The 12,245-nt window shown below is 55.2% G+C and carries 13 protein-coding genes; 11 read left to right on the top strand and 2 right to left on the bottom strand.

Annotated features, from left to right (window positions below; all coding sequences use genetic code 11):
• Nucleotides 1–51 precede the first annotated feature (51 nt).
• The 10 genes from FKP33_RS21690 to folE all read left to right on the top strand — a co-directional run bounded on the left by FKP33_RS21690 (nucleotide 52) and on the right by folE (nucleotide 8,698).
• The gene (locus FKP33_RS21690) at nucleotides 52–2,190 is read left to right on the top strand and encodes a sensor histidine kinase (protein WP_141336340.1); all 2,139 of its coding nucleotides are present in this window, start codon (nucleotides 52–54) and stop codon (nucleotides 2,188–2,190) included.
• A gap of 1 nt (nucleotide 2,191) precedes the next feature.
• Nucleotides 2,192–2,920 (top strand): response regulator transcription factor, encoded by a 729-nt coding sequence (locus FKP33_RS21695; protein ID WP_141336341.1) that lies wholly within the window; start codon nucleotides 2,192–2,194, stop codon nucleotides 2,918–2,920.
• A gap of 286 nt (nucleotides 2,921–3,206) precedes the next feature.
• Nucleotides 3,207–3,644, top strand: coding sequence for a GNAT family N-acetyltransferase (locus tag FKP33_RS21700; protein WP_054798404.1), 438 nt, complete (start codon nucleotides 3,207–3,209; stop codon nucleotides 3,642–3,644).
• A gap of 201 nt (nucleotides 3,645–3,845) precedes the next feature.
• Complete coding sequence (locus FKP33_RS21705; protein WP_127609012.1) at nucleotides 3,846–4,397, top strand: DUF402 domain-containing protein; 552 nt, start codon at nucleotides 3,846–3,848, stop codon at nucleotides 4,395–4,397.
• Between the two features lies 1 nt (nucleotide 4,398).
• The gene (gene lepB / locus FKP33_RS21710; RefSeq protein ID WP_164751912.1) at nucleotides 4,399–4,995 is read left to right on the top strand and encodes a signal peptidase I; all 597 of its coding nucleotides are present in this window, start codon (nucleotides 4,399–4,401) and stop codon (nucleotides 4,993–4,995) included.
• A complete protein-coding gene (queG, locus tag FKP33_RS21715) occupies nucleotides 4,995–6,203 on the top strand; it encodes a tRNA epoxyqueuosine(34) reductase QueG (RefSeq protein WP_141336342.1) in 1,209 nt (402 codons plus the stop codon). The genes lepB and queG overlap by 1 nt, the downstream gene beginning before the upstream one ends.
• A complete protein-coding gene (locus FKP33_RS21720; protein ID WP_306439382.1) occupies nucleotides 6,181–6,708 on the top strand; it encodes a methylated-DNA--[protein]-cysteine S-methyltransferase in 528 nt (175 codons plus the stop codon). The genes queG and FKP33_RS21720 overlap by 23 nt, the downstream gene beginning before the upstream one ends.
• The gene (locus FKP33_RS21725; protein ID WP_054798402.1) at nucleotides 6,705–7,733 is read left to right on the top strand and encodes an HD-GYP domain-containing protein; all 1,029 of its coding nucleotides are present in this window, start codon (nucleotides 6,705–6,707) and stop codon (nucleotides 7,731–7,733) included. The genes FKP33_RS21720 and FKP33_RS21725 overlap by 4 nt, the downstream gene beginning before the upstream one ends.
• Nucleotides 7,734–7,817: 84 nt before the next feature.
• Nucleotides 7,818–8,030: a YneF family protein gene (locus FKP33_RS21730; RefSeq protein ID WP_127609014.1), complete on the top strand. Its 213-nt coding sequence runs from the start codon at nucleotides 7,818–7,820 to the stop codon at nucleotides 8,028–8,030.
• A gap of 77 nt (nucleotides 8,031–8,107) precedes the next feature.
• Nucleotides 8,108–8,698 (top strand): GTP cyclohydrolase I FolE, encoded by a 591-nt coding sequence (folE, locus tag FKP33_RS21735; protein WP_127609015.1) that lies wholly within the window; start codon nucleotides 8,108–8,110, stop codon nucleotides 8,696–8,698.
• 68 nt (nucleotides 8,699–8,766) lie between these two features.
• Here the strand turns inward: folE and FKP33_RS21740 are convergent, their stop codons facing one another.
• Nucleotides 8,767–10,023: a Fe-Mn family superoxide dismutase gene (locus tag FKP33_RS21740; protein WP_141336343.1), complete on the bottom strand. Its 1,257-nt coding sequence runs from the start codon at nucleotides 10,021–10,023 to the stop codon at nucleotides 8,767–8,769.
• Nucleotides 10,024–10,131: 108 nt separating this feature from the next.
• Nucleotides 10,132–11,163, bottom strand: coding sequence for an alpha/beta hydrolase (locus tag FKP33_RS21745; protein ID WP_258313517.1), 1,032 nt, complete (start codon nucleotides 11,161–11,163; stop codon nucleotides 10,132–10,134).
• A gap of 244 nt (nucleotides 11,164–11,407) precedes the next feature.
• On the opposite strand from FKP33_RS21745, the gene FKP33_RS21750 reads away from it, so the two are divergent.
• Complete coding sequence (locus tag FKP33_RS21750) at nucleotides 11,408–12,151, top strand: IclR family transcriptional regulator (RefSeq protein ID WP_054798460.1); 744 nt, start codon at nucleotides 11,408–11,410, stop codon at nucleotides 12,149–12,151.
• Nucleotides 12,152–12,245: the final 94 nt, after the last annotated feature.

Below are 12,245 nucleotides of genomic sequence, written 5' to 3' on the forward strand. Positions count from 1 at the left end.
TAATAAGAGGAAAAACTTGCCAAGATTATGCGGCGAAGGACGTTATAACGTATGCGAGCTATCGCTTTCCTCTTTTCGTTTATCCTCACATCGCTTCTATTCGCGGTCCCGGCGTTTGCAGCGGAACAGGCTTCCAGAGATGCTGCCGTCACGGATGCCGCGAGCTGGTCCTTTCACGATCAGGACGTGTACACGCTGGACGGGCCGTGGACGTTCTATTGGAGGCAGCTGCTGGAGCCCCGCGATTTTGCGGATCAGGCGGCGAACCGGGCCTCAGCTGCTGCGCCCTCATCCGCAACCGTGAAGCTCCCTCATATATGGGGCACCAGCACGGGAGAAGGCTCCGGCCGAGGGGGGAGACAAGCCGCTCCCGATAGACAAGGTTATGCGACTTACCGGCTTCTTCTCCAATTAAATGATGCGGAGCGCGATACCGTCAAGGCGCTCTATGTACCGGCGGCGGCCTCGGCGTACAAGCTTTGGATCAACGGGGAGCTGAAGGCGCAGAGCGGCGAGGTGGGCACGCAGCGCGAGACGATGAAACCCAAAAATTACGCCCGGGTCATCTACTTCCAGGCTCTGGGCGGCAGCAACGAGATTGTCATTCAAGTGTCGAATTTCGTGCAGCGTAAAGGGGGGCTTTGGACCAGCCTTTATGTCGGCAGTCCGGAAGCCATCACTTATAAACGTGAGTTTAATCTTGTTTCCCAGCTTGTTATTTCGATCGTGCTGCTGACCTTGGGCGGGTATCATTTGGCGCTTTTCCTTCTGCGGAAGCTCGATCACCTCAGCTTGCTTATTAGTCTGGTCTGCGTGCTGCTCGCTATACGTTCGATGCTGCTCGGGGACACCCTGCTCGTTCGACTTTTCCCGGACATCCCGTGGGAGCTGGCGGTGAAGGCCGAGTATTTGGCGCCCTATATCGGCATACCGATCTTCGCCCTGTTCGTTAACTTGCTGTACCCGCAGGATATGCTGCGCCGGTTGACACAATGGATCGTGGCAGTAGGATTTGCGTTTGCGCTGGTCGTGCTCTTGTTTCCGGCGCGGGTGTTTACGTATACGATGGTGTCGTTTCAAGTATACAGCGTGCTTGTGTTCACTTATTTGCTGGTTGTTTTCTTCAGAGCGGCGTATCGGCGGCGGGAGGGCGCAATGCTGAACGGTTTGGCTTCCATCGTCATGTTTTTGGCCGTTTTGAACGACATCCTGTACTATAACGCCGTGCTCCATTCTATCGACTTCGCGCCGTACGGCGTCGTCGTGTTCATTTTCGTGCAGACGTTGATCGTTGCGTTAAAATTTTCAAACGCTTATTATAAAGTGGAAAAGGTGTCCGGCGAATTATTGTCGCTAAATGCGACGCTGGAAGACCGAATCAAGGTACGGACACAGGAGCTCGAAAGAAGCTATGAAAAACTGAAGGAAGCAAACGGCCATTTGAAGCAGGCCGAATCGTCGAGGCAGCGGCTGCTCGCGAACATCTCCCATGAGCTGGGAACGCCGATGACTGCGGTGCAGGGGTATTTGAAAGCGATGCTGGACGGGATTATCCGAACGGATGAGCGTCATTATTTACAGATGATTTACGATAAAGTGGTGCTTGTCAGCCGGCTGGTGCAGGATTTGTTCGATTTGTCGAAACTGGAAGCGGGCAAGGCCAAGTTTCATTTTACTTATGTGACGGTGGAGGACCTGTTCCTTGAATATTTCGGCAGATACAGGCTGGATGTGGAGAACAGGGGTCTGCGATTTGAACTGGTCCCGCCTGAGAGCGGAGAGTCGCCATCCGTGCCCATCGTGTCGATCGATCCGTTTCGAATCCAACAGGTAACCGGCAACATGATTTATAACGCATTGAAATTTACACCGGAGGGCGGTTCGGTCAGCATTCGAGGGGAGCTTGCGGCAAACCCCGGCGACCCGGCCAAGGGCGAATTGATCGTCTCCATCGTGGACAGCGGCGTCGGCATTGAGCCGTCTGTGTTGCTCCACGTGTTCGACCGGTTTGTGAAAGGCTCGGGGGAACAGACCGGGAGGGCGGGCGAAGGATCAGGACTGGGCCTTGCCATTGCCAAAGAAATCATAAACATTCATGGCGGTAAGGTCGAAGCGGACAGCAAGCTGAATGAGGGATCGACATTCCGCTTTACGCTGCCGGTTGAATTTTTGCATATGGAGGTGGGCTGACGTGTCGGGTCATCGTATTTTGCTTGTGGAGGACGATAAGGAAATTAGCGGACTGATTCAATTGTACTTGAGTTCGCACGGGTACGAGGTGCAGTCGGCAAGAGACGGCATCGAAGGACTGAAGCAATTCGAGATGACGGCGCCGGACTTGGTCATGCTGGATATCGGGCTGCCGGGGATGAACGGCTTGGAAATATGCGAGAATATCCGGAAGGTATCCAATGTGCCGATTTTGTTTATTAGCTGCAACACGGAGAATGAGGACATTATTCATGGCTTAGGACTAGGGGCGGACGATTATATTACGAAGCCGTTCGATCCGAAAGTGATGGTGGCCCGCGTGGAAGCGAACTTGCGGCGGGCGCCGATTTTTCATCGGGTGGCCGTACCGGCTCGCGGCGATTTCCGTAAGCTTTCGTTCGGCGGGCTGGAGATCGACATGTCCGATTATACGGTGCGCTTGAACGGGAATCCGGTGAGCATATCAACCAAGGAAATGCAAATTTTGTTGTTCCTGACCCAGCACCCCGACCGTGTGTTTAAGGCTGAAGACCTGTATCGTCACGTGTGGGGGGCCGAGAGCTATTCCGATACGCGTACCGTGGTTGTACACATCAGCAGCCTGCGCAAAAAAATCGAAGCGAACCCGTCCGACCCGGTATTCATACAAAATATCCGCGGGTACGGCTATAAATTCAATTCGCAGCCGAACCCCGGCGAGAGCCTGTAACGCGGGATGCGGTGTATAAGATCAGTCTCCCGTCTGCAGAGGAGACTATTTTTTGCGTGATCATCCCCGGCGGTATTGCACACGGAAGAAGAAAATAAGCTGCAGTATATGACAATAATTGGACACAATTGATCATAATTCCTTAAAAACGCTTTCTATTAAGCGCTTTCAAGAGCATTTGTAAAAAAACTTAAGAAAATGAAGGTTTTTTTTAATTTTCAGAAGGATTTTTGCATTATTTGTCGTAATTTATAAGGTACCATTTGAATGGTAGGGAGAGTGCAGCATGCTTGTTACTTCGTATCAGGTTCGTTCGTTTCAACTTTCGGATTCTGTTGCTGTCACGGAATTATTCAGGAATGTGATGTCGGATGATTGTTACGATGAGACGATGGCGGCTTTCGCCAGGCAATTGTCCTGGGATAGCGAGCTCATCCTCGTTGCCGAAGAAGAACAGAAGATCGTCGGCGTTATTGTCGGAACGATTGATAAACAGCAAGCCTACTATTACCGAATCGCCGTCGGGCAAGAGTATCAGCGCCGCGGCATCGGGCAAGCGTTGATCGAGGCGCTCCGCCAGCGTTTTGTCGGGCGCAAGGTGCACCGCATTATGGTTACGGTCGACGTACATAATGAAGTGGTGCTGCCGGTGTACGAGAAAGCCGGTTACGGTTCGGACGACTTCTCCAGAAACCCGCATCGGTTAAGTATCGTGAACGGTTAAGAAAGAATTCTCTTTTTATATGGTAAACAAGCATGACACGAGGCGCCAGCCTTCGCGGTTGTGCTTTTTTTGTGCCTCGCGGGGCTGTACTCTTGAAAGCCGTCCTGCATACGTTTATGCTAGTAGCAAGAGACGGAGCATGGCCTTGGACCGCCCCCAAGCGCCTGCCGGCCGATACCGAAGGCAGAAGGGTTGGACCTCATGGAAACTTTTCCTACTTATATCATCAAAAGTTTTAAACATGACGGGCATCTGCATCGGATGTGGCTTGAAAACTGGCGGGTGCCCGAACGGCTGCTGCATCATGGCCACCGGGAGCAAGGGATGTACGTGCTGATCAACAGCCAGACGAAAATAGTCGAAGCCGACGGTAAAGAATGGGTCAGCCGCATTCCGGGCGTTTCGTTCTTCGTCCCGGGCGAATGGTTTAACATTGTGGCTTTAATGGAAGAGCAGGGGATACGCTATTATTGCAATATCGCCTCGCCTCCTTACGTGAACGGACGCGTAATTACGTACATCGATTACGACTTGGACGTAATTCGTTTGCCCGCGGGCGACATCCATGTGGTCGATCAAGAGGAATACGAGCGTCATAAACAAATGTATCATTATTCGGCTATCGTCGATACGAAGGTGAAGCAGGGGCTTCACGATTTACTCGCACGTGTGCGAGGAGGCGAGCCGCCTTTTCAAGACGATCTGGTCAACATGTATTACCAGAAATGGCTGGAACGGAGATCGGAGGGGTAGGATGCGGCTGTTTCCAACCAAGAAGGTCGACGTTTTGATGTCGGACGAGTCAGCGGAGACTCATACGGGTCAAGGATGGCCGCGCGAAATGTGGGAATGGTTCAAAATGATGGCCGTCGCCCTCATTCTCGTTGTGCTCGTTCACCAGTATTTGTTTCATGTCTCCGCTGTCAGAGGCAATTCGATGCAGCCTACGCTCGAAGAAGGGGAATGGCTGTTTATTAATAAAACGCTTCGCTATGCGGGTTCGCTCCAGCGAGGGGACATCGTCGTGCTGCGGGAACCGGCCGATGCGGAGGAAGGGCCAACGTATCTCGTCAAGCGGGTGGTGGCCGTTGCGGGAGATGAAGTGCATATTCGGCGCGGTAAACTGTATGTGAACGGCAAGGAGGCGGATGAGCCTTATACCGAGACCTCCATCCAGGACGGCCGGTTTGAACCGCTGACTGTTGCGGATGGTTACGTGTTCGTGATGGGCGACAACCGCCGCCGTTATGCCAGCAACGATAGCCGCAGCTTCGGCGCCGTTCCGTTATCGCTTGTCGAAGGGCGGGCGGAATGGATCGTTTGGCCGATTCGGCAATGGAGGAATTTGTAATGGGAACGGAAACGACCCGGACGGACGTTATCAATTGGGCGCTTCTGAAAGAAGAGCTGCGGAACGAGGCTTCGCGGCTCGGCGTGGATCGGATCGGGTTCGCGAGCGCAGAACCGTTCGAGGAATTAAAGACGATATTGGTGCAGCATCGGCAGAAGGGGTACGAGTCCGGCTTCGAGGAACCCGACTTGGACAAGCGCGTCAATCCGGCGTTATCGCTCGAAGCGCCGCGCTCGATCGTTTCGATTGCGGTTGCCTACCCTTCGAAGCTGAAGTCGCCTCCGCGCTCAGAGCCGGGCGCCTATCGGGGCATGTTATCCCGCTCGGCATGGGGGCTTGATTATCACCATGTGCTGCGCAGCCGCCTTGAGCGCATCGAGGCGTGGCTGAAGGAACGTGTGCCGGGTGCCCGGACGGTCAGTATGGTCGATACCGGGGCGTTGGTCGACCGGGCGGTCGCTGAACGGGCGGGCATCGGTTGGGTCGGTAAAAATTGCTCGGTCATCACGCCGGACTGGGGCTCCTGGGTGTATTTGGGCGAGCTCGTCACCAATATCCCGTTCCCGCCGGACGTACCGGTGACTGAATCCTGCGGCGACTGCACGATCTGCATCGACGCATGTCCCACGGGAGCGCTCGTCGGACCGGGACAGCTGAACGCGCAGCGCTGCATCTCCTTCGTCACACAGACGAAAGGTCTGATTGAAGACGATGAGATGAAACGAAAAATCGGCAATCGCTTATACGGCTGCGATACGTGCCAGATCGTATGCCCGAAAAATAAAGGTATCCATGCCGACCATCATCCGGAGATGACCCCGGATCCGGAGCAGGTCAAACCGCTGCTGAAATCGCTGTTGTTTTTGTCCAACCGCGAGTTCAAGGAACGCTTCGGCAGCAGTGCGGCCTCTTGGCGGGGAAAGAAGCCGATTCAGCGCAACGCCGTGCTGGCGCTTGGCAATTTCCGCGATGCAAGCAGCGTACTGGAGCTGGCTCAGCTGCTGCAGCGGGACGAGCGGCCGGAGATTCGCGGCTCGGCCGCATGGTCGCTAGGGCGCATCGGCGGTCCTGCGGCACAGGAGGCGCTGGAGGAAGCGTCGCGGCATGAGCAGGATGAGGCCGTTCTCCGGGAGATCGGCAAGGCGCTGGCCCGTGAGAGGGTGGAAGGAGCAGGTGAAGCAGCGTATGATGACAACCATCGGATATGAAGAAATCGAATCTCCGATCGGCCGGCTCACCTTGGGCTGGAGCGGCGCTTTATGCCAGATCGAGTTCGGGGCGTTCGAGCCGAACCGGTCGAAGCTGGAGGCGTGGTCGTCCCGCTGGTTCGGAACGACGCGTTGGGAACGAAATCCGTCATTGTTAAAGGAAGCGGCAGCTCAGTTGGACGCCTATTTTTCAGGAAAGCTGCAGCGCTTCACGATTCCGCTGGATTTGCGCGGGACTCCGTTCCAGCGCCAGGTGTGGCAGGCGCTGCAATCGATCCCGTATGCGCAGGTTTGCGCGTATAAGGACATCGCCGAACGGATCGGAGCGCCCAAAGCCGTCCGGGCGGTTGGCGGCGCGAACAACCGCAATCCGGTGCCGATTATTGTGCCGTGTCATCGCGTTATCGGCGCATCCGGTTCCATGGTCGGTTATGGCGGAGGACTGGACATCAAGACGTACCTGCTGCGGCACGAGGGCTATCGCTTGGAAGGAGCGGCATTATGAGATATGTGCATATAGATAATGTGGAGTCAGGTCAATATTTGGGGAAGACGATCTTCTCGGCGAACGGGGCTGTGCTGCTTTCCGAAAGCGTACAGTTGACCGTATACATGATCACCACGCTGAAGAGAATCGGCGTCACGATGGTCTATGTGAAAGACAAGCAGTTTGAAGACATCGAAATTCCGGAGATCATTTCGGAGGAAACGAAACGGGCCGTCATGCAGCGGATGGGCGAAACGTTCGATTCGATTCGTTCCGGCAAAGATTTCAACACCAAATATTTGTACCAAAGCGTCGATCCTTTGCTCGAAGAAATCATGGCGAATAAAGAGGTGCTTGTGCAGCTCTCGGATATTCGGACGAAAGACAATGACATGTATATACATGCCGTTAATGTATGTATGATGTCCGTGCTCATCGGCATCAATATGGGGTTGTCCACCGTTCAACTGCGAGAGATGGCCATCGGGGCGCTGCTGCACGACGTCGGTAAGCTGGAGCTTATCACCGAGGATGAAGCGGCCGATCCGCGCAAGCACCACTCGTGGCGGGGCTTCGAAGTGTTGAAGCATAAGCGGGAGCTGAGCTTGTTGATCGCGCATGTGGCCTTTCAGCATCATGAGACGATCGACGGCGAAGGGATGCCGCGCCGGCTGAGCGGAGATGAAATTCATCTGTACGCCAAGATTGTGGCGGTGGCCAATACCTACGACAACCTGCTGTTCGATTTAACGGAAGGGCGTCGTATGCTGCCGCATGACGCCTGTGAGCGGATGATGGCGTTCGCCGGGAAGAAGCTGGACCATGAAGCGGTCGTCCACTTCCTGCGCACAGTGTCCGTCTACCCGACCGGTACGTCGGTACGGCTGTCGACGAAAGAGACGGGTGTCGTGGTCGGCCAGCATCGCGGGTTGCCGGGGCGTCCCATCGTACGGGTGGTCAAGAACGTGTCGGATGAGCTTGAGGTGAAGGAAGTGGACCTGGCGAAGCATACGACGGTATTCATCGAAGGCGTACAAATGTGAGGTCCAGATGTCATTTGTCACCCGAAGCGGGACATGTTATGATGAAGTGATGACATTCAACAACGCCTGAGGTGAGAAGAAATCATGTGGTACGCGATTACGGCCGTTGTCGCCTTGATTGCAGGCGGAGCGGCGGGCTTTTTCATCGGTGTATCCTATTTGCGCAAGCAGCTGGAGAAAATGCAGAGCGATCCTGCCATGCTGCAGCAGATGGCCAAACAAATGGGGTACAACCTCGATAAGAAGCAAATGCAAAAAATGCAGCAAATGATGAAAAATCAAAAGTTTCGTCCCTAGTTTGAGCCCCAAGGACGATCGTGCGGGCATTCTCCCTTGAACCCCGCAGCTGGCGGACGAAGAAGGAGGAGTATGCGATGCCGGCTAAAGAATACAAAAACGGTCGGGTTGCCGACAACCGGGAGCAAATCGAACATCATATTCGAGAAATTTTACGTTTGATCGGCGAGGACGTAGACCGCGAAGGGCTGCTGGATACCCCGGCAAGGGTAACCCGGATGTATGAAGAAATTTTTGCAGGTTACGATGCCGACACGAGAGAAATATTGGGCGTTGCGTTCGACGAGAAGCACGAAGAGCTGGTCATTGTAAAAGATATCGTGTATTACAGTCAATGCGAACACCATATGGCGCCTTTTTTCGGCAAAGTACACATCGGTTATATCCCGAGCGGTAAAATTGCGGGCCTAAGCAAATTCGCCCGGCTCGTCGAGGCCGTGACCCGGCGTTTGCAAGTACAGGAACGCATTACGTCCGAGATTGCGGACATCATCGTAGACGTGCTGGAGCCGCACGGCTGCATGGTCGTTGTCGAAGGCGAGCATCTGTGCATGTGCGCCCGCGGCGTCAAGAAGCCGGGCAGCAAGACGGTTACGTCGGCCGTACGCGGTTTGTTCCGGACCGATGCGCCGGCGCGCGCGGAGTTTTTAGCGCTCATTAAGGACTAGTAAGCATACCCGAATGATGCAAGGCTTTACAAGCGCTATCCCGCTTGTAAGGCCTTTTTGCTTGAGCGTCAAGTCGGGGGCCATTGCAGCGTGCTTGCGGCGGCGAAGCGGTCGTTCACATGCTGCCAATTCACGGTGTTCCACCACGCCTCGATGTATTTGGCGCGCTCGTTCTGGTATTTGAGGTAATACGCATGCTCCCATACGTCGAGCGGCAGGAGCGGAATCACATCCCATTGCGACAGGTTCTGATGCTTCTCCGCTTGCAAAATCTCCAACCGGTGGCTGCGCGGGCTCCAGACAAGGATCGCCCAACCGCCGCCTTCCACTTTATCTGCCGCGGCACTGAACTGCTTCTGGAAGGCTTCGAAGCTGCCGAACGACTTTTTGATTTCGGCAGCGATCGGGCCGGTCGCTTTGCCGCCCCCGCCGGGCTTCATGACATTCCAGAAAATGGTGTGCAAGTAATGGCCGGCGCCGTTAAAGGCGAGCTCTCGTTCCCAATGCTTCACTAATGCGAAGTCTCCGGACTCACGGGCGCGGGCCAGCATCTTCTCCGCTGTGTTCAATCCATCCACGTAACTCTTATGATGCTTGTCGTGATGCAGCCTCATGGTTTCGGCGTCGATATAAGGCTCCAGGGCATTGTAAGCGTAAGGCAAGGGAGGCAGCTTATGTCCGCCGATCGGCACCGGCTTCTGGGAACCGGTTGGCCGGAGGCCCATCGACCATGCTCCTTCTTGCGTTGCCGGCTCCCCGGCGCCAGGCTCGTCGAAAAGCTCTCTGTGCCCGGCGGCCGGAAGAAGGTCGGCCTGCTCCTCGGCCGCTGGCCGCTGCAGCGGCTGAAGCGGAGTCCCGTAGTCCCCGTAATCGTCATGCGGCGGCAAGCTCCAGCCGGAGTGCGGCAAGTACTGAACGGCCTGCAGGACGCCGAGGAAATATTCGGATTCCCGAATAATATGCATGACAACCGTGCGAACGACCGGATCCGCTTTGACCGGCGCGCTCTTGTCGAGCAGCAGGAACAACTGCTGGACGAATGCCCGGGATTGCGCTGCAGACGTCTGCAGCAGCTCGTTTACTTTCGCATCCGTATAGGGCGGGATGTGCGCCGGGCTGCGGATGATCGCTTCGATCCACTGACCTGCGGCGGCTTCCGTCCGGGCGAATACGCTTTCCCATTGTTCAAGCAGCTGGATATAGGGCGGCTCCAGCGTGGGCACAAGTTCGCGAATGACAACGGTGTGCTCCTTCTCTTGCATTTTCCAGAAACGGATCTCCTCCAGCACCCGCAAAGGCATAAGAGCCCCGTATACATACAGCATAAACAAAAAACCTCCTCGGATATGCCTCGTCGCTCCATCGTTCATAGACGAACGGAGGGCTTCGAGACTATTGTATTCGAGGAGGCTTGTGCGTTATGTTAAACAGCATTACCGGGAAGTGCCGAATTTGATCGGGTCGGCGGGCGCCGTCGACAACGACTTCAGGAAGCCGGTCGTCATTTGCAAATATGTTTTCTTATGAGCCCGATAGATCAATTCATGTCCGTCGTCCTCAAGCAACCACAAGGACGAACCGGAATCCGCGCGCTGCTTGGTGAAGATGCCCTGGATCATTTCGTAGGGCGCCCTGACGTCTTTCTTGCTGTGGATGAAGAAGATCGGAATCGAATAGGCGGTTTCTTTGACCTTCTGATACGGAATTTGATTCAAGCTGACGCCGTTGATGATAGGAAAAAACATATGCACGAGCGATTGAGAAATTTTCGGCACATTAGCGGCTTGTTTCATATTGTGGTACAACGTTTCCGGCTCCAGCACGAACGTGCTGTCCAGGATCATGCCGTCGATATCTTTGGATTGCAGAGAAGCTTGCAGAGCCGTTCCGGCACCCATGGAGAATCCCCATATGTACACACGTTCGGCTCCCCGGTCTTTCGCATACTTTACGGCGCCAAGCAGCTCCTGCGATTCGCGCAGTCCGCCGGTGACGTTCCATTGAGGCTGCACGTACCCGTAATCGAACATCAGGACGCTATAGCCGAGCCGATGCGCCGCCTTGGCCAGATCATAGAGGGGGACCCATATTTCTTCGCGGTTTCCGCCGTAGCCATGAGAGAAGACGATGGTTTGCCGCTGGATATCGGTGCCGGCCAGACGGCTGGCCGCAGGTATATACCAGCCGGAAAGCTCTGACGATTCGTTCAGGCTGGGGAACGTGACGTCTTCGTACGACGCGCCGAACGCCGCAGAAGGATTGGAGCTGAGCGGGTCGATATGCGGTCGCGCCAGCGTCCAAGCGATATAAGCATGAAACGCCATGCCCAGGCTGAACAACAGCAGTAGAACGGATAAGAGCGCAAGAAGCCAGCCTTTGCGGCGGCGGATATATGGCAATGATTTGGAAGCGATTTCAACGCTGCCGGAATTTAGAGGTACCGGTGTGAAAGAGTCGGGTTTCAAGAGGTTCCCCCCCATTTCTCGGAAGATGACTGTTAGCAAGGCTGACAGGGATGGGCTGCGTAACCGGAGCTCCATACTTATATTTTTATATTAAGCTGGAGGCGTATATGTCGTCAATATTGCGCGAAAAATGTTAACATTCTGTAATCTTGCTGTAATAGAAAGAACCCAGTAGGAAAATATAAAAAGATGGAGTATAATAGATTTCAACTAGTGAAACCGGTTTTCGGGGAGTGGGAAATGGATGGAAGATGGTAAATTAACGGTTCGCGCTGTAGAACGTGCGTTAGATATATTGCTTTGTTTTACCCAAGCGGAGGATTTAAGCCTAACGGAGATCGCCGGTCGGGTCGGGCTGCATAAAAGCACCGTGCATCGGCTGCTTGCCTCCCTGGAGGGGAAAGGCTTCGTTATCCGCGACCCCGCCTCCGAGCGGTATCGGCTCGGCTTCAGCATTTGGGAGCTGTCGGCGAATTTGACGCATAGCGACGACCCTGCGCTCATCCTGTTGCCGGAGATGGAGCGGCTTCGCGACCAGATCGGCGAGACGGTCAGCTTGTATGTCCGCGACGGCATGGAGCGTGTGCGTGTGCAGGCCGTGCAGAGCAATCAGGCGATCCGCCGTGTCGCGCCGATCGGAGCCCGCCTGCCGCTGTACGTCGGCGCGTCGAGCAAGATTCTCGTCGCCTTCGCCGAAAGCGACGAGCAGCAGGCGCTGCTGCGCCATCCGACATGGCCGCCTGCCGCGGCCTCCGAGTCGTATTTGCAGCAGCTGAGCGAAGTGCGCACACTCGGCTACGCCACGAGTGTGGAGGAGCGCGAGCCCGGCGCCGCCGCCGTATCCGCGCCAATCTTCGACCGCGCCCAGCGGCTGGTCGCCGCGCTAGCCGTATCCGGCCCCTCCAACCGGTTGACGGTGGAGAAGATGAAGGAGCAGGCGCCGCTTCTGATGGAAACCGCCCGGCGGATGGGGAAGATGCTGAAGTAACTTGCGATAGCTTTCTGGCAGGGATCGGAGCTCACGGCTCTATCCGTATAAATAATAAAGAGGCAGCCCATCGGGCTGCCTCTTTATTTGCTAA

Source organism: Paenibacillus sp. tmac-D7 (assembly GCF_006519665.1).
In the GTDB taxonomy this organism is placed as follows: domain Bacteria; phylum Bacillota; class Bacilli; order Paenibacillales; family NBRC-103111; genus Paenibacillus_G; species Paenibacillus_G validus.

Excerpts from the sequence above, each read along its gene's own strand:
- FKP33_RS21690 (WP_141336340.1), top strand. The coding sequence starts at position 52 with ATGCGAGCTATCGCTTTCCTCTTTTCGTTTATCCTCACATCGCTTCTA.
- FKP33_RS21700 (WP_054798404.1), top strand. The coding sequence starts at position 3,207 with ATGCTTGTTACTTCGTATCAGGTTCGTTCGTTTCAACTTTCGGATTCT.
- FKP33_RS21705 (WP_127609012.1), top strand. The coding sequence starts at position 3,846 with ATGGAAACTTTTCCTACTTATATCATCAAAAGTTTTAAACATGACGGG.
- lepB (WP_164751912.1), top strand. The coding sequence starts at position 4,399 with ATGCGGCTGTTTCCAACCAAGAAGGTCGACGTTTTGATGTCGGACGAG.
- queG (WP_141336342.1), top strand. The coding sequence starts at position 4,995 with ATGGGAACGGAAACGACCCGGACGGACGTTATCAATTGGGCGCTTCTG.
- FKP33_RS21720 (WP_306439382.1), top strand. The coding sequence starts at position 6,181 with ATGATGACAACCATCGGATATGAAGAAATCGAATCTCCGATCGGCCGG.
- FKP33_RS21725 (WP_054798402.1), top strand. The coding sequence starts at position 6,705 with ATGAGATATGTGCATATAGATAATGTGGAGTCAGGTCAATATTTGGGG.
- FKP33_RS21730 (WP_127609014.1), top strand. The coding sequence starts at position 7,818 with ATGTGGTACGCGATTACGGCCGTTGTCGCCTTGATTGCAGGCGGAGCG.
- folE (WP_127609015.1), top strand. The coding sequence starts at position 8,108 with ATGCCGGCTAAAGAATACAAAAACGGTCGGGTTGCCGACAACCGGGAG.
- FKP33_RS21740 (WP_141336343.1), bottom strand. The coding sequence starts at position 10,023 with ATGCTGTATGTATACGGGGCTCTTATGCCTTTGCGGGTGCTGGAGGAG.
- FKP33_RS21750 (WP_054798460.1), top strand. The coding sequence starts at position 11,408 with ATGGAAGATGGTAAATTAACGGTTCGCGCTGTAGAACGTGCGTTAGAT.